General features: G+C 72.0%; 13 protein-coding genes and 1 riboswitch. Of the genes, 8 read left to right on the forward strand and 5 right to left on the reverse strand.

From position 1 onward, the window contains the following. The first annotated feature begins 440 nt into the window (after positions 1–440). The 6 genes from ACFPZN_RS53680 (at position 441) to ACFPZN_RS53705 (ending at position 9,033) form a co-directional block, all read left to right on the forward strand. A complete protein-coding gene (locus tag ACFPZN_RS53680; protein WP_378292707.1) occupies positions 441–1,931 on the forward strand; it encodes an LCP family protein in 1,491 nt (496 codons plus the stop codon). Between the two features lie 139 nt (positions 1,932–2,070). Beyond that, positions 2,071–2,577, forward strand: a complete 507-nt coding sequence (locus ACFPZN_RS53685; protein WP_378292709.1) for a DUF4282 domain-containing protein — start codon at positions 2,071–2,073, stop codon at positions 2,575–2,577. A 118-nt stretch (positions 2,578–2,695) separates the two neighbouring features. Further along, entirely contained in the window at positions 2,696–5,044 is a 2,349-nt protein-coding gene (locus tag ACFPZN_RS53690; protein ID WP_378292711.1) for a serine/threonine-protein kinase, read from the forward strand. Then, entirely contained in the window at positions 5,041–6,210 is a 1,170-nt protein-coding gene (locus tag ACFPZN_RS53695; RefSeq protein WP_378292713.1) for a response regulator receiver protein, read from the forward strand. The genes ACFPZN_RS53690 and ACFPZN_RS53695 overlap by 4 nt, the downstream gene beginning before the upstream one ends. 76 nt (positions 6,211–6,286) lie before the next feature. Then, positions 6,287–8,203, forward strand: a complete 1,917-nt coding sequence (locus tag ACFPZN_RS53700; RefSeq protein WP_378292715.1) for an AAA family ATPase — start codon at positions 6,287–6,289, stop codon at positions 8,201–8,203. A 167-nt stretch (positions 8,204–8,370) separates the two neighbouring features. Continuing rightward, positions 8,371–9,033 carry a 4Fe-4S single cluster domain-containing protein gene (locus ACFPZN_RS53705; protein WP_378292731.1) on the forward strand — a complete coding sequence of 221 codons (663 nt, stop codon included), beginning with the start codon at positions 8,371–8,373 and terminating at the stop codon, positions 9,031–9,033. 275 nt (positions 9,034–9,308) lie between these two features. Here the strand turns inward: ACFPZN_RS53705 and ACFPZN_RS53710 are convergent, their stop codons facing one another. Beyond that, the gene (locus ACFPZN_RS53710) at positions 9,309–9,686 is read right to left on the reverse strand and encodes a hypothetical protein (RefSeq protein ID WP_378292717.1); all 378 of its coding nucleotides are present in this window, start codon (positions 9,684–9,686) and stop codon (positions 9,309–9,311) included. Positions 9,687–9,761: 75 nt separating this feature from the next. Next, positions 9,762–9,908 carry a hypothetical protein gene (locus ACFPZN_RS53715; RefSeq protein ID WP_378292719.1) on the reverse strand — a complete coding sequence of 49 codons (147 nt, stop codon included), beginning with the start codon at positions 9,906–9,908 and terminating at the stop codon, positions 9,762–9,764. Here ACFPZN_RS53715 and ACFPZN_RS53720 point away from each other — a divergent pair. Next, positions 9,891–10,376 carry an FHA domain-containing protein gene (locus ACFPZN_RS53720; protein ID WP_378292721.1) on the forward strand — a complete coding sequence of 162 codons (486 nt, stop codon included), beginning with the start codon at positions 9,891–9,893 and terminating at the stop codon, positions 10,374–10,376. The genes ACFPZN_RS53715 and ACFPZN_RS53720 overlap by 18 nt on opposite strands. A 446-nt stretch (positions 10,377–10,822) precedes the next feature. Here ACFPZN_RS53720 and typA read toward each other — a convergent pair whose 3' ends face one another. Then, the gene (typA, locus tag ACFPZN_RS53725; RefSeq protein ID WP_378292723.1) at positions 10,823–12,676 is read right to left on the reverse strand and encodes a translational GTPase TypA; all 1,854 of its coding nucleotides are present in this window, start codon (positions 12,674–12,676) and stop codon (positions 10,823–10,825) included. A gap of 189 nt (positions 12,677–12,865) precedes the next feature. Continuing rightward, positions 12,866–13,006, forward strand: a riboswitch (cyclic di-AMP (ydaO/yuaA leader). Between the two features lie 6 nt (positions 13,007–13,012). Here typA and ACFPZN_RS53730 point away from each other — a divergent pair. Beyond that, the gene (locus ACFPZN_RS53730; RefSeq protein ID WP_378292725.1) at positions 13,013–13,990 is read left to right on the forward strand and encodes a C40 family peptidase; all 978 of its coding nucleotides are present in this window, start codon (positions 13,013–13,015) and stop codon (positions 13,988–13,990) included. A 30-nt stretch (positions 13,991–14,020) separates the two neighbouring features. On the opposite strand, the gene ACFPZN_RS53735 is transcribed toward ACFPZN_RS53730, so the two are convergent. Together ACFPZN_RS53735 and ACFPZN_RS53740 are read right to left on the reverse strand one after the other, a co-directional pair. Beyond that, positions 14,021–14,464: a (deoxy)nucleoside triphosphate pyrophosphohydrolase gene (locus ACFPZN_RS53735; protein WP_378292727.1), complete on the reverse strand. Its 444-nt coding sequence runs from the start codon at positions 14,462–14,464 to the stop codon at positions 14,021–14,023. A gap of 23 nt (positions 14,465–14,487) precedes the next feature. Continuing rightward, on the reverse strand, positions 14,488–15,297 hold the full coding sequence (locus ACFPZN_RS53740; protein WP_378292729.1) for a Mut7-C RNAse domain-containing protein: 810 nt from the start codon (positions 15,295–15,297) through the stop codon (positions 14,488–14,490). Positions 15,298–15,559: the final 262 nt, after the last annotated feature.

Here is a 15,559-nt window from a genome sequence, read left to right on the forward strand (position 1 = left end):
ACGCTGGATCGCCCGGTGGAAGGCCGCCCTCAACGCCTTCGACATCGCTTTCGAAGGCCGCCTCACCACCGCCGGCAGCTGACCTCAGCAATATCGAGTCACACCGTTAACTGGACAGACCCGTTGAGGGCGTTACCCGGTCCGACCACCAGGCGAGTTCGCGGTGAGTAGATACGCGGGACACAGAGCGCCGGGGGTGTGTATGGAGGGGTTCGGGGTGGGGGGCGGGCTTGAGAGGTGGGGTGGGTTCGAGCGGGGTTCGTAGGGGTGGGGTCGTGTGGATCACAGGGGGATCTGGTGAGTTTGGCAACGGTTTGGGGGGGTTGCGCATCCAACCATTGGAAGGTCGTGATCTCCCACCACATGAGCATCCTGCCTAAACTGACCGAATCCTCAGACCACCCCCCGCCCTGGACAGGGCCTGCCCGAGACGGGACCGGATGAGCGAGAACGAGCCCAGACGCGATGACCTCGCGGGGGACGCCGGCATCCCTGACGGCGGCGACGCGGCACCCGCACCCGCCGGCGATGACGGATCCGCGACGAAGACCGGAGGACGCAAGCGCAAGGCGCGTACCAGGAAACAGAAGGTCCTGCGGGGTACGGCCATCGGCACCGCGGCGCTCGTGCTGCTGGCGGGCGCGGGGGTGGCGGGGCTGTACTTCGACATCATGGGGGGCATCGAGCAGAAGGACGCCAAGGCGCAGCTCGGCACCGACCGTCCGAAGAAGCTCAACAAGTCGCTGAACATCCTGCTGATCGGCTCCGACACCCGTGAGGGCGCCAACGCGCGGTACGGCGCGGCGGCCGGGATGACGGGGGCGCGTTCCGACACCGCGATCGTGCTGCACCTGTCGCCCAACCGGGACCAGGCGGTGGGGGTCAGCTTCCCCCGCGACTCGATGGTGAAGATCCCGGCGTGCAAGAAGGAGAAGGGCGGGACCGTTCCGGCGCAGTTCGGGATGCTGAACTCCGCCTTCGCGTACGCGGGTCCGACGTGTACGTGGAAGACGCTGGAGACGCTCACCGGCATCCATATCGACCACTTCGTGCAGGTCGACTTCGCCGGGTTCAAGCGCATGGTGGACGCCCTGGACGGTGTCGAGATCTGCGTCGACAAGCCGGTCAACGACCCCCGTGCGGAGCTGTTCCTCAAGGCGGGCAAGCAGACCGTCAAGGGTGAGGACGCCCTCGGGTACGTGCGGGCCCGGTACTCGCTCGGCAACGGTTCGGACCTGGAACGGATCGAGCGGCAGCAGAAGTTCATGGCCTCGGTCGTCAACAAGGCCACCAGCAGCGAGATCCTCACCGACCCGGCCAGGACCTACAAGTTCCTCAAGGCCGCCACCAAGTCGATGACCACCGACGACGACCTGGACCTGGACTCGATGCGCAGGCTGGCGGACGGGCTGCGCGGCATGAGCGCCGGGCAGGTGCGTTTTGTCACGGTCCCGGTGGAGCGTTACGCGCCTGACCCCAACCGCGTCCAGTGGAACGACGAGCAGGCCAAGCCGCTGTTCGAGGCCATCCGGCATGACAACGACCTGCCCGCGGAACCGGTGAAGCCCGCCAAGCCGCAGCAGGCCCTTCCGGGCCCGGACAAGGTGAAGGTCACGGTCGTGGACGCGGGCGGCGACGACAAGCTGGTCAAGCGCATCGTGAACCAGCTCGGGCGGCGCGGTTTCAAGGTGGAGAAGAAGGTCGAGAAGGCGTCCGACAGCCCCGAGAGCCGGATCGTGTACGGGCCGTCGGCCGAAGCGCAGGCGTCCGCGCTGGCGCAGGCCGTGCCCAACGCGATGCTGTCCGCGGACGCCGGCGCGCAGGGCGACGGTGTGCGGCTGGTCATCGGCAAGCCCGGCGTCCATCTGACGCCTCCGGCCATCAAGAACATCAACGGCGGCGTCAAGCCCGACCAGAACCTCTGCAAGTAGCGGGCGGCCCCGGCCAGTGCGTCGTGCGCGGGGATCGGGACACTCACTCGCGCGTCACCACGCTTCGGCGGGAATCGTTCTAAGGTCGGGCTTGCGCCCGCAGGTGTGCCTCTCGACGAGCCCGAGGAGAACGACGGCGATGACGTATCCTTCCGAGCCCGGCGGCCAGCCGCCGCACGCGCAGGCGCCCGGCCCGTACGGGCCGCCGCCTCCGCAGCATCCCGGGCGCGTCCCGGACCCGCGGCCCGCACAACCGGGGCAGGCGCCGATGGGTCAGGGGCCGATGGGAACGCCTCCTCCGCCGGGACAGCGGGAGCACCAGGAGTGGACGCCGCCGCAGCGCACCGAGAAGGGCTTGTTCGGGGCGCTGTTGGACGCGAACTTCAACCACCTGGTCACGCCGAAGCTCATCAGGCTGTGCTACATCATGGCGCTGCTGCTGATCACCCTCCAGTGCCTGATCTTCCTGGGGCTCGGGCTGTGGATCGCGACCTGGGACGACTGGTGGGCGTGGGGGATCATCATGGCGGTCGCCACGCCCATCGTCTGGCTGTTCGAGCTGCTCATGGTGCGCATCCTCATGGAGGCGGTGGTGGTGCGGTTCAAGGGAGTGGAGCACCTCCGGGTCATCAAGGACAAGATCTAGAGGGGCGCGTTAGGCTCGCGTCGAAGCGGGCGACATAGACGGGGCTGTACAGGTGGGCGACTTCGACGAGGAGCCGGGAGAGGACGCTCTGCCGCGTACGACCCGGCGGGACCCTGGTGTGACCCGTCGCGACCCGCATGTTCCGGGGCCGCGGCCCGGGGAGACCCGGCGGGACGGCGGGGCGGCTGCGGCCGCCTCCCCGTTGCTGAGGCTGCCCGGGGTGCTGGCGGAGCGGTTCGCGGTGGTGGCGGAGTTGCCCGTCCAGGGGGCGGAGTCCGATCTGCTGCTGGTGCGGGACGCGGGCGGCGGCGAGTACGTCGTGAAGCTGTTCCGGCGCGGCTATCACGCGGACCGGGACGTGTGGGCGAAGCTTCCGGCGCTGGAGTCGCGGCACGTGCTGCGGATCCTGGAGACCGGTGAGGCCGAGGGCCGCGACTACGAGGTCTCCGAGTACGCGGCGGGCGGGAACCTGCGGGCCCTGATGGGGAGCCCCGGCCTGGACGCCGCGGCCGTGGTGGCGCAGCTCGCGGACGGTCTGGAGGCGCTGCACCGGGCCGGGATCGTGCATCGCGACCTGAAGCCGGAGAACGTGCTCGTGCTGGCCGCCGATCCGCTGCGGCTGGCGATCGCGGACTTCGGGCTCAGCAAGGTGATCGACCAGAGCGTGATGTTCGCGTCGTCGTCGCGGACGCTGGCCTACGCGGCGCCGGAGTCGCTGTCGGGGCAGGTGTCCCCGGCGCGCGACTGGTGGTCGCTGGGGATGATCGTGCGCGAGCTGGCGACGGGCCGGGCGCCGTTCGCGGGGTTGAGCGAGACGGCGGTGGTGGACCATCTGGCGACGCGCGGGATGCCGGTGGACGAGGTGGCCGATGCCCGGGTCCGGCTGGTGTGCCAGGGGCTGCTCACGCGGGATCCGCGCAGGCGGTGGGCCGGTGCGCAGGTGGCGGAGTGGCTGGACGGCGGTGCCCCGGCGGTCGTCAAGGAGCAGGCGCCGCCGCGCGGGCCGGGGGTGCCTTTCGATGGGCGGCGTTTCGACGACCGGGGTGAGCTGGCGCGCGCGCTGGTGGCACGGTGGGACGCCGCGGCGTCGTTCTTCTTCGGGCGGGGTGAGTCGGGGGAGGCGTTCCGGGCGTTGCGGGAATGGCTCGCGGCGATTCCGGACGACAGCCGTATCGGGCTGGTCGACGGCTACCTGTCGCGGGACTTCCCTCCCGATGTGAAGTTGCTGCATCTGGTGCGGTGGCTCGATCCGGAGCTGCCGCCGCATTATCTCGGTCGGCGGGTCACGGCCGATGATCTGGCCGCGATGCCGATCCTGGCCGGTGATCGTGGGCATCCCGATCACGAGGTGGCGTGCCGTCTGGGCCGGGAGTTGTGGGAGCGGCGCCTGCTGCCCGCGCTGGCGGGTTTCGACGGCGGCGGGGATCTGGAGCGGGTCGACGAGCGTTGGCGGGCGCATGTCGGCGCGTGGAACGAGTTGGCGCGCTGGCTGCGCGAGCAGGAGGCCACCCCGCCCAGGCTGGCGACCTTGATTCCCGACGCGGGTGGAGCGTCCTCGGCCGGGTCCCCCGGTGTGGACGATCCACCGGTCGTGCTGCTCACGCTGCTGGCCCTGGCGGCGCGTCCAGCCGAGACCAGGGAGCGGATCGCCGCGGCGGCGGCCCGGGCGCGGGCGTCGGTCACCGAACGGGTCCCGTGGTTCGAGTGGATCGCGGACGGCGCCGGGGACGACCCGCTGCGCCTGCTGGCGGTGGCGAGGGCGGCGCCTGAGGCCGTCCTGGAGGTCGAGGCCCGTTCGCGGGATCGCCGTGCGGCCGAGCAGCGCTCGGACGACGCGCGCCGGCAGTGGGCCGAGCGGGAACGGCGGCGCCTGGCGGGCCAGGGCGGGGCGGTGCGGAGGGCGGTCGTCTGGTCGCTGCCTCTGCTGGCCCTGTGGCTCCTGGGGAGCTTGGTGGTCGGTGCGCTTTTCAGCGGCGGGGATGGGAGCGGCACGAGTTCCGTTGGGGGCTTCCAGCGGTCGTCTGGGGTGCCTCTAGGGGTGCTGCTGGTGTTCTCCTTCCTCGCGTGGGCCGTCCAGTGCGGCAGCGAGGTGGTGCTGGCGCGCGCGCAGGGAGAGGACTACCTGCCGCACGGCCCGTGGTCGTGGCTGTCGCGTTTCCTTGGGGCGAGTGGCCGCGGGCTGGCCAAGGCGTCGCAGACAATGTCCGGGGCGGCCCAGCGGACCGGCCGGCGTGGTTGCGGCCTGCTACTGCTCGGGGTGACCGTGCCGTTGCTGATCCTGCTGCTGCTGATGGCCGCGGTGACCTCGGTGGCGAGCCTGCTGTGGCTGCTGGTGCTGGTCGCAGGCCCGGCCGCGCACGCGGTCGCCGCGGGCGTGCGGCTGCACCGGTGGCGGCGGGACCATGCCGAAGCGGAGCGCAAGGCCCTGGCGGGGGCGGCGGGCCCGCACGAAGAAGGGACACGATGAGCAGCGGAGTCGAGGCCGATATCGCGCTGGACGCGGCGGTCGTCCTCAGCCTGGGGATGAACCGGGCGCTCGGCCGTACGGCCGGGCTCGCGGGACGCGGCGCGGAGGCGCTGGCGGCGCTGGCGGCCGGGCGGGCCGAGGCGCGGGCGGCCGCGCTGGCCGAGGCCGAGTCGTACGACCAGGCGCTGCGCCAGGTCCAGGAGCGCAACGCGCGGATCGCCGCGCTGGCGGAGACGCGGGAGAAGCTGGGCGCGGAGGTGCCGCTGCCCGCCCCGCTGGAGCTCGACGAGCGGCCCGCCGAGGCGCTGACGGCGTGGTGCGCCGAGACGGACCGGGCGCTGGACGGGGCGGAGCGGGCGCTGTCGGAGCGGCTCGCGGCCCGGGTCGCGGCGGAGATCTTCGCCACTCCGGAGGGCCCCGGTGAGGGTCTGCGGGCCGATCTGGGGACGTCCCCGGCCGGCGAGGCGCGCCACGCGGAGCAGGACGATCTGGAGGCCGTCCAGCGGACGCTGGAGCGGGTCCTGGCGCGCCTCCTCCCCGACGTCCCGGAGCAGGAGCGCCGGTCGGTCGCCGAGGCGGCGCGGCTGCTCGCCGGGGCGGTGTCGCCGGAGGAGGCCGAGGGCGCGCTGACCGAGGTCCGGCTGCGGGTCCAGGCGGCCAACCGCCGTACCGAGGGGTTGCGGGACGAGGCGCGGCGCGCGGCGGCCGAGCGGGACGCCGCCGAGCAGGCCGAGGCCGAGCGGCGGTACGTGCTGGGCTCCATCACCTCCGCGTTCGAGGAGATGGGGTACGAGGTCCAGGAGGGCTTCGAGACGCTGACGGCCGATGGCGGCGAGGTCGTCCTGTCGCGCGGGTCGTGGCCCGATCACAGCGTGCGGATGCGGGTGGACGACGCCGCGCACGTCCGGGCGGCGATGGTGCGGACCCGCCCGGCCCGCAACGAGGACGACCGGCGGCTGGACGTGGAGCGGGAGCAGGAGTGGTGCGAGGCGTTCGAGGCCGCCCGGGAGCGGCTGGAGGGCGCCGGGATCCGTTCCGAGGTCACCTGGAGGCTGGCGCCGGGTGTGAAGGAGTTGCCGGTCACCGACGGTACCCGCGGGAGCACGGCAGGGGAGACTAGGAAGCGAGCCGGACAACGCGAACGCCGTCGGGAGCGTGAGAAGTGACTGCCAGCCAGGCCACCGCCGGGCCGGGGCCGGTCCGTGCGCGGCCGGTCGCCGCCGCCGCGAAGGGGGTGGGCGCATGAGCGTCGACTCGCCGACCCTCGGGGGGCGGCTGCCGGGCTGGCCTCCGTTCATCAGGGAGCTGGACGCGACCCTTTCCGTGCACTCCCAGTACGTCCTGTCGGGGAACCTCTACGACAGCTTCCTGGCGCCTCCCCTGGAGGGGGTGGGCCCGGGCCGCCTGCTGACGCTGCGCGACCTGCTCTGGGAGTCGCTGCGTTCCAGTGGCTGCTCCTGCATGGTCGTGTACGACCCGGTGGACGGCTTGCAGGTGCTGCCCGACACCGGGGACGAGCTGTCGGAGGAGGCGGCGAAGGCGGCCGAGCAGCTGCTGGGCAAGCGCAAGGCGGACGAGAAGCCGTCCCTGGAGGCGCTGACCCGGCATCTGGCGGCGGTGGCGCGGCCGTCGGAGAACGTGCGCGCCGCGTTCGTGATCGACTCGGCGTCGCGGATCGCCCGTACCCCCACCGACCTGGAGCCCGCCGAGCGCGACTTCTTCCGGTTCTGCGCCAAGCTGTCGCGCAACGCCCGCCCGGTACGGGTCGTGGGCCCCCGGCCCAAGCCGCTCTACAACCCGATCGTGTGGCTGGTGGAGCGGCCGGGCGACCTGCCGCCGTGGCTGACGGCCGACAACGAGAACATCCGGGAGATCACGATCCCGCGGCCGCATCTGGGCGACCGGCAGGAGACGGCGCGGCTGCTGGCCCGCGCGTTCGGGGTGAGCGACGTGGGCGGCGACGCGGTCGCGGCGGCGGCGTGCGACGCGTTCGCCGAGCAGGCCGACGGGCTCACCCTGCAGTCGATGATCGAGGTGACCCGGCTGGCCAAGGAGCGCAACGTCGACCTGGCCGACCTGCCGGACGCGGTCCGCACCTACAAGCTGGGCGTGCTCGACAACCCGTGGAGCCGCGGCCATCTGCGCCGCCGGGTGCTGGAGGGCGAGCGCAAGGTCCCCGAACGGGTGATCGGGCAGCCGCAGGCGGTCACCAAGACCCTCGACATCCTCAAGCGCGCGGTGCTGGGGCTGTCGGGCGCGCAGGCCACCCGGTCGGGCAGCCGGCCGCGCGGGGTGCTGTTCTTCGCCGGCCCGACCGGCACCGGCAAGACCGAGCTGGCCAAGGCGATCACCGAGCTGGTGTTCGGGGACGAGTCGGCCTACCTGCGCTTCGACATGAGCGAGTTCTCCGGGGAGGGGTCGGGCGACCGGCTGATCGGGTCCCCGCCCGGGTACGTCGGGCACGAGGCGGGCGGCGAGCTGACCAACGCGGTCCGGGAGGACCCGTTCCGGGTGATCCTGTTCGACGAGATCGAGAAGGCCCATCCGCGGATCCTGGACAAGTTCCTGCAGATCCTGGAGGACGGCCGGCTGACCGACGGCCGCGGCAACACCGTGCACTTCTCCGAGTCGATCCTGATCTTCACCTCGAACCTGGGGATGTACGTCCAGGGCCGCGACATCACGGCGCGTTCGGACGTGGCGTCGCCGCCGGCGCCGCGGATCCAGAACATCGCGCCGGGGATGTCGTACGACGAGATCGAGGCGCGGATCAAGGGCGCGGTGGCCGACCACTTCACCGAGGTGCTGAACCGGCCCGAGCTGCTCAACCGGTTCGGCGACAACATCGTGGTGTTCGACTTCATCGGCCTGGAGGCCGCCAACAAGATCTTCGATCTCCAGTTCGCGAACATCTGCCGGCGGGTGACCGACGAGCACCGGCTGGTGCTGGCGGTGAAGGGCGACCCCCTGGAGACCCTGCGGGGGTGGTGCACCACCGAGCTGGACAAGGGGGGCCGAGGCATCGGGATGGCGCTGGAGTCCTACTTCGTCAACCCCCTGGCGCGCGCGCTGTTCGACCGCGACCTCGTCCCGGAGGAGCGGATCACCGTCTCCGGGATCCGCCGCGAGGGCAGCATCGTCCACCTGGACCTCCTGTGACGGAGCCCACCCGCCCCGCCGCTGAGGCCTCCGTCACCCCCGGGCAAAACTTCGGAACTCCGGCGGCGAACTCCGCATCCCAGGTAGAGAGAGGTGGAGCACCCGCTGAGGGGCGGGGGCTGCTTCTCGCCAAGGCGCACTACCCGGTGACCACACTCGGCCCGGGCGTGCGGGCGGGCATCTGGACGCAGGGATGCACGCTGCACTGCCCCGGGTGCCTGTCCCGCGACACGTGGGACGCCGATCCGGGTAAGGAAGTGCCGGTGGAGGCGGTGCTGGGATGGCTGGCATCGCTGCCGGGACCGGTGGAAGGAGTGACGATCTCGGGCGGAGAGCCGTTCCAGCAGCCGGGGGCGCTGGCCGCGTTGGTGCACGGTATCCGCAGGTGGCGGGACGAGTCTCACCATGAGACGATTCCATTGGACATTCTCGTCTACAGCGGATATGTCTACTCTCGGCTCTCGCGTTCTCCAGAAGCACGCGAGATCCTGGGGTCATGTGACGCCGTCATCACGGGGCCGTACATCGATCGGCTGAACCCTGGGGGGCGACACTCCCAGAGTGGCTCTCTACTCTGGAGGGGGTCGGCCAACCAGCGCGTCGTACCGCTGTCCCCGCTGGGGCAGTCGAGATACGGGGCCTTGACCGGCGCCGATGCCGCTAAGGAAAACGAAGACGCAGGGCCCCGAGTGCAGGTGTCCGTGGACGAAGGGCCGGAGGGAAGGCGGGTGTACTACATCGGGATCCCGCGTAGAGGTGACATGGAGCACCTCACAACGACGCTGGAGCGCGCTGGGGTACGAGCGGGGGATGTGTCATGGCGACCTTGAAATGCCCTGTCTGTGACGAGCCCTTCCAGCAGGGCGATCTGCTCTGCCTGAGCTGCGGGGCCAATCTTGCGCGCGCCGGAGGCGGTGGTCAGCAGCCACCGCGTCCGCAGCCTCCCGGTCCGCAGCAGCCGCACGGCCAGCCGTCCTACGACCCGTACGGCCAGGGCCCGCCACAGCCGCCGCAGCACCAGCAAGGCCAGCACGGCCAGCACCAGCCGCCGCCGTCCTACGGCGACTCGCCTTTCGGCGAGCCCAAGTTCGGTGACTCTCCGTATTCACAGCAGGCGCAGCAGCAGCACGGGCAGGGCCAGCACCAGCCGCCCGGCCCCCCTGGGCCGTCCGGACCGCCGCCCGGCCCGCCACAGCCGCAGCACGGCGGCCAGCACGGTCCCCCCGCGGACCAGTACGGGCCGCCCCAGCCGCAGTACGGGCCTCCGCAGCCCCAGTACGGTGAGCCGCAGCAGCAACAGCAACAGCAACAGCAGCCCGGCCCGCCGTCCCAGCAGGACCCGTGGGGCGCTCCCCCGCCGAGCCAGGGCCAGCAGCAGCAGGGGCAGGGAGCCGAAGGCGGCTGGGGGCCACCGCAGCCTCCCGCCGAACAGCACCAGCCCCCGCAGCCCCACCAGCAGTACGCGCCGCCGCCGCAGCAGCACCAGCAGCAGGGCGGGCAGCAGCAGGGGCAGGGGCCCGGGCAGCAGTCCGACCCGTGGGGCGCTCCCCCGCCGCCTTCACCGGACCAGTGGGGCCCGCCGCAGCCACCCGCGCACGACCAGCAGCAGGGCCAGCAGCACCAGTACGCTCCGCCGCCTCCCGGCCCCGCGGACAACCCGTACCCGCCGCAGCAGCAGGGCGGACCGATGCAGCCGCCGCCGCACGGGCGCGAGGCGACGCTGCTGCCGCCGGACGTCCAGGGCCAGCAGCACCGGCCCGGCCCCGACAGCACGGCGTACATGTGCCCCTACTGCGAGGCGGTGCTGAGCAACCCGGCCGCGGCCCAGTGCGAGTCGTGCCTGCGGCCCCTGCCGCAGCAGGGCACCCCCGTACTGCGCGTGCAGTTCCCCACGGGCGAGCTCAAGGTCTCGGTGGGCCAGCACCTGGTGCTGGGCCGGGACGCGGGCCAGTCACCGGTGGCGGGCACGTTCACGCAGTACGACAACGTGTCACGGCGCCACTCCACGGTGTGGCTCGACCCGTCCGGCACCGCCTGGGTCCGGGACGAGGGCTCCACCAACGGCACCTTCGTGAACGGCGAGCGCCTGCCGCGCGGTGTGGAAGCCCCACTCCGCGACGGCGACCAGCTCCGCCTGGCCGCCGACGTGACGGGCACCGTCCAGCTCAACTAGAAGAGGTCTTTTCATTGTGGAGGGGCGACCCTCCACACCACCCGGTGCGGGGCGAGCGCTCCCTGCGCTCGCCTGGGGGCTCGCTACGGGACCGGTCACCCCGGTGGGGGCCGGCCCCCACTCCCCCGGCAGGGAGGGCTCCGCCCCCCTGCACCCCCCGACAGCCATCACCGCACCCCCGATCACCACCGCAGGGGCAATTGAGGGGCCCAAGACCTCGCACAAGCCCATCGGCTCATTGGTGGTGCGTTGACCTGTGGGGATTGAAGTCCACGTTCGGTGGTGGTCAGGGGGTGCAGGGGGCGGAGCCCCTTGCCGGGGTGGGCGGCCCCGTAGCGAGCCGCCAGGCGAGCGAAGGGGCCGATCGCCCCGACCCGGGGGTCTGGGGGGTGGCCCCCCGGACCAACACAGCCCCCCAGGTGAACACCTCCCCCCAGACCACACTCCTAGCCGGCGCGCTTGGCTCGGGCTCGGGTGCGTTCGCGCTCCTTGGCGTCCAGGACGACCTTGCGCAGCCGTACGGCGGACGGGGTGACCTCGACGCACTCGTCCTCGCGGACGAACTCCAGCGCCTCCTCAAGGGTGAGCAGGCGCGGCGGGGTCAGCGTCTCGGTGGCCTCGGCGGTGGAGGAGCGGATGTTGGTCTTCTGCTTCTCCTTGCAGATGTTGACGTCCATGTCGTCGGAGCGGGCGTTCTCCCCGACGATCATGCCTTCGTAGACCTCGGTGGTGGGGCCGACGAAGAAGGTGCCGCGCTCCTGCAGGTTGATGATCGCGTACGCGGTGGCGGCGCCGGTGCGGTCGGCGACCAGTGATCCGGACGGGCGGGTGCGCAGCTCGCCGAACCACGGCTCGTAGTCCTCGAAGACGTGGTGGGCCATGCCGGTGCCGCGGGTCTCGGTGAGGAACTCGGTGCGGAAGCCGATCAGGCCGCGCGCCGGGACCAGGAACTCCATCCGGATCCAGCCGGTGCCGTGGTTGGTCATGTGCTCCATGCGGCCCTTGCGGACCGCCATGAGCTGGGTGACGGCGCCCAGGTGGTCCTCGGGGATGTCGATGGTGAGCCGTTCGACCGGCTCGTGCCGCTTGCCGTCGATGTCCTTGGCGACGACCTGGGGCTTGCCGACGGTGAGCTCGTAGCCTTCGCGGCGCATGTTCTCCACGAGGATGGCCAGCGCCAGTTCGCCGCGTCCCTGGACCTCCCAGGCGTCGGGACGCTCGGTCGGCAGGACCCGGATGGACACGTTGCCGACCAGTTCGCGGTCGAGCCGGTCCTTGACGAGCCGGGCGGTGACCTTGGTGCCCTTCCCCCGGCCCGCCAGCGGGCTGGTGTTGGTTCCGATGGTCATCGAGATGGCGGGCTCGTCCACCGTGATGAGCGGCAGCGGGCGCGGGTCGTCGGGGTCGGCGAGGGTCTCGCCGATCATGATGTCGGGGATGCCGGCCAGCGCGATGATGTCGCCGGGTCCGGCGTCGTCGGCGGGCTTGCGGGTGAGCGCCTCGGTCATCATCAGCTCGCTGATGCGGACCCGCTCGACGCTGCCGTCGCGCTTGCACCAGGCGACCTGCTGGCCCTTCTTGATGACGCCCGAGTGCACCCGGCACAGCGCGATCCGGCCCAGGTAGCTGGAGGCGTCCAGGTTGGTGACGTGCGCCTGGAGGGGGGCGTCGGGGTCGTAGGAGGGGGCCGGGATGGTCTGCTTGATGACGTCGAACAGCGGCTCGAGGTCGGGGCTGTCGGGCATCTCGCCGTTGCCGGGCTTGGCGAGGGAGGCCCGGCCGGCCCGGCCGGAGGCGTACACGATCGGGAAGTCGATCTGGTCCTCTTCGGCGTCGAGGTCCATGAAGAGCTCGTAGGTCTCGTCGACGACCTCGTCGATGCGGGCGTCCGGGCGGTCGGTCTTGTTGACGACCAGGATCACCGGGAGCCGCGCGGCCAGGGCCTTGCGCAGCACGAACCGGGTCTGCGGGAGCGGGCCCTCGCTGGCGTCGACGAGCAGGACCACGCCGTCGACCATGGACAGCCCGCGCTCGACCTCGCCGCCGAAGTCGGCGTGGCCGGGGGTGTCGATGATGTTGATGGTCATCCCGGCGTGCCGGACGGCGGTGTTCTTGGCCAGGATGGTGATGCCCTTCTCACGTTCCAGGTCGTTGGAGTCCATGACCCGGTCGTCGACGTCCTGGTTCTCGCGGAAGGCCCCTGACTGCCAGAGCATGGCGTCGACCAGCGTCGTCTTGCCGTGGTCGACATGGGCGACGATCGCGACGTTCCTGAGGTCATCGCGCGTGGAGATGGGCATGCGGTCTCGCCTTGGGTGAGAGTGGTGGGATCCGCCGCAGACGTGCGACCTACTGAGTCTACTTGGCCGTACGGCCTCTCCGCCCCGGACCGCCGCCCCATCTGTCACATTTGCTCTATTTGGCGAACTTTGCCCTCTCTTTGTAGTCTCCTGCAGATCCGGTCGTTGGAAGTCCCGCCCCCCGGGACGACGGCCGTACCGCCGAATCCCGCGAGGGAACCGGGGACCCAGGCCCCCGGGGTGAATCGGCGCACACTTCCGGGTGCGCCGTAGGGCGACTCCTGGCCCGAACCCGTCAGCTAACCCGGTAGGCGGCCAAGGAGAGGAGACACCGGTTTGACTCCGGTCCCCTGGAAGCGCCGCTTCGCCGTGCCCACTCTGGCGATCGTTGCGCTCAGCACCCCCATCGCCGCCGCACAGGCGGCCGTCCACTCCCCCGTACGCGCGCCGGGCCCCGGCGAGGACGAACTGCGCAAGCGGCTGGACGCCCTCAACACCGAGGCCGAGAAGCTCACCGAGCGCTACAACAAGACCCGCGTAGAGCTCGGCAAGGCCAAGCAGGCCGAACAGGCCGCCGCCAAGGCCGCCGCCACGCTCCAGGCCCAGGCCGCGCCCGCCCGCACGGAACTCGGCCGCCTGGCCGCGGCGAACTACATGACCGGCAGCCCCGACATGCTGTTCGGCGCCGGCGACGCCACCGGCCTCTCCGCCTCCGCCTACCTGGTGCAGAGCCGGGCCGCCGCCGTCAACGGGCTCCAGGCCCAGATCGACGCCGCCAACCGCGCGCGGAACGCGGCCGCCGCCAGGACCGCCCAGGTCCGGCAGGCCGCCGCCCAGGCCGAGACCGCCCGCCAGGCCGCCAAGGCCAAGGTGGACGAGGTGACCAGGCAGCTCGACAAGCTGACCACCACCACGGCCAAGGACCCCAAGACCGGGCTCAGCGCCACCGTGAAAGGCTCCGGGCTCCCCGCGAAGATGGCCCGCAAGGCCCTCGGCAAGCTCGGAAGCCCCTACGTCTGGGCCGCCGCGGGGCCGAACAGCTTCGACTGCTCCGGCCTGGTCGTCTGGGCCTACGGCAAGGTCGGCAAGCCCGGCCTCCCCCACTACACCGGCGACCTGTACGGGCAGGGCCGCAAGGTGAGCAAGGGCGAGCTGCGCTCCGGCGACCTGGTGTACTTCGGCGGCAGCCTGCACCACATGGGCATCTACCTGAGCGATGGCAAGTACCTGCACGCGCCGCGGACCGGCGACGTCGTCAAGATCTCCAAGATGTCCGACCGCTCCGACTTCGCCGGGGCCAACCGCATCGAGTGACCCGCGAACCGGCGGCGTTCCCGGGCTCGCTCAGCCGCCCGGGGCGCCGCCGGGCACGTAGGGGCGGACGGCCTCCACCACGGGAAGATCACCGGCGAGCCAGTCCACGTCGTAGAGCTCGTCCGGGCCGAGCCAGCGCAGCGCCAGGTGCTCCAGGGCCTTCGCCTCGCCCTCGACGATCCCGGCGATCCACACGCGGAGCACCCCGCCCAGGCTCAGCGGCCAGTCGCCGCCGATCCGCGCCCCCAGCGCGATCTTGACGCCCAGTTCCTCGTGGCACTCCCGGACCAGCGCGTCCTGGTCCGACTCCCCCGGATCGACCTTGCCGCCGGGGAACTCCCAGCCCCCGGCCAGCTCCGGCGGCTCCGCCCGCTGCGCGGTCAGCAGCCGCCCGCCGGAAATGATCGCCGCGCCCACCACAACGTTGATCGCAACCAGCCCCTCTCCACCCGGCCCTGCCCTGCCCGGCATCATGCCGGAACGCCGCGGGCCGCGTCTCAGGAGGCCGCGCTCTCCGGCGTTTCCGGCACCCCGGCGCCGGAGCCCTCAGGGCCGGCGCCGTCCGCGCCGGTACGGGCCGCCGCGACGGCGCGCACCGCCTCGTGGACGATCTTCTCCAGGTGCCCGCCGTGCGCGCCCCGCCAGTAGACCTGGCCGCAGTCGGTGCAGCGACCGTACACGTCGTAGCTGCGGCGCGTGCCGTCGGCCAGCTCCCGCTCGACCTCCTCCTTGCCCACCGTGGCCAGGACCCCGTTGCACGCGGTGCAGCGCGTCCACGGCCGCAGCACGGGCGCGAACCGTCCCAGCAGGTCGCGCAGCTGGTCGTCAGGGCGCGAGCCGCGCACGTACGCGCCGAACCACAGCGCGCGCCGCCGCAGCAGGCCGCGGTCCTGGGTCAGCAGGACCCGGCCCTCCTCGTTGGCCTGGACGACGAGCGCGGGGTCGTCCATGTCGTTGTGGTACGCGGTGTCGAGCCCCAGCAGGCGCATGCGGCGGGCCAGGGTGCCCAGGTGCACGTCCAGCAGGAACCGTGGCGCGACCTCGCCCGCGTCGAGCGGGACGGGCTGGGGCCTGGGCACGGCCAGCACCGCCACCTCGTCGCCCGCCGCCGGCTGGTAGCCCGGCTCGACCCGTTCGCCGTCCACCATGAGCGCGCCGATCTCGGGCAGCGGCACGCCCAGGGACTCCACGATGTGCCCCAGCGTGGACGTCCCGCCATGCGCCACCCCCTGCCTGGGGCGGCGGCGCGCGGCCGGCAGGAACATCAGCAGTTCGTCGGCGATCCGGATCCTTATCTCGGGCTCCACGCGGCCAGCATGCCACGCGCGAGCGAGATGTCGATCGGATTAACCGGCGGTTCACCCCCTTGAGGTCGGCGCCGTACGCGCGCGTTCCACACGGCCAGGACGGCCCGTACCCGTACCGTTCCTAAGGACTGTGCATAAGTTGCTCAGCCGCGCGCCCCGAACGGTCTTGGACGCACTGGTCCCCGGCGTACTCGACCCCGAGGCGGCGACACGCATCCTGTGCGTGGTCCGTTCCCGGGAGGCCGGTTCCCTACGCGACCTG

Source organism: Actinomadura rugatobispora, assembly GCF_042656285.1.
Lineage (GTDB): Bacteria > Actinomycetota > Actinomycetes > Streptosporangiales > Streptosporangiaceae > Spirillospora > Spirillospora rugatobispora.

Coding starts and splice junctions, on each gene's coding strand:
- ACFPZN_RS53680 (WP_378292707.1), top strand. CDS start 441: ATGAGCGAGAACGAGCCCAGACGCGATGACCTCGCGGGGGACGCCGGC.
- ACFPZN_RS53685 (WP_378292709.1), top strand. CDS start 2,071: ATGACGTATCCTTCCGAGCCCGGCGGCCAGCCGCCGCACGCGCAGGCG.
- ACFPZN_RS53695 (WP_378292713.1), top strand. CDS start 5,041: ATGAGCAGCGGAGTCGAGGCCGATATCGCGCTGGACGCGGCGGTCGTC.
- ACFPZN_RS53700 (WP_378292715.1), top strand. CDS start 6,287: ATGAGCGTCGACTCGCCGACCCTCGGGGGGCGGCTGCCGGGCTGGCCT.
- ACFPZN_RS53720 (WP_378292721.1), top strand. CDS start 9,891: ATGCAGCCGCCGCCGCACGGGCGCGAGGCGACGCTGCTGCCGCCGGAC.
- typA (WP_378292723.1), bottom strand. CDS start 12,676: ATGCCCATCTCCACGCGCGATGACCTCAGGAACGTCGCGATCGTCGCC.
- ACFPZN_RS53735 (WP_378292727.1), bottom strand. CDS start 14,464: ATGATGCCGGGCAGGGCAGGGCCGGGTGGAGAGGGGCTGGTTGCGATC.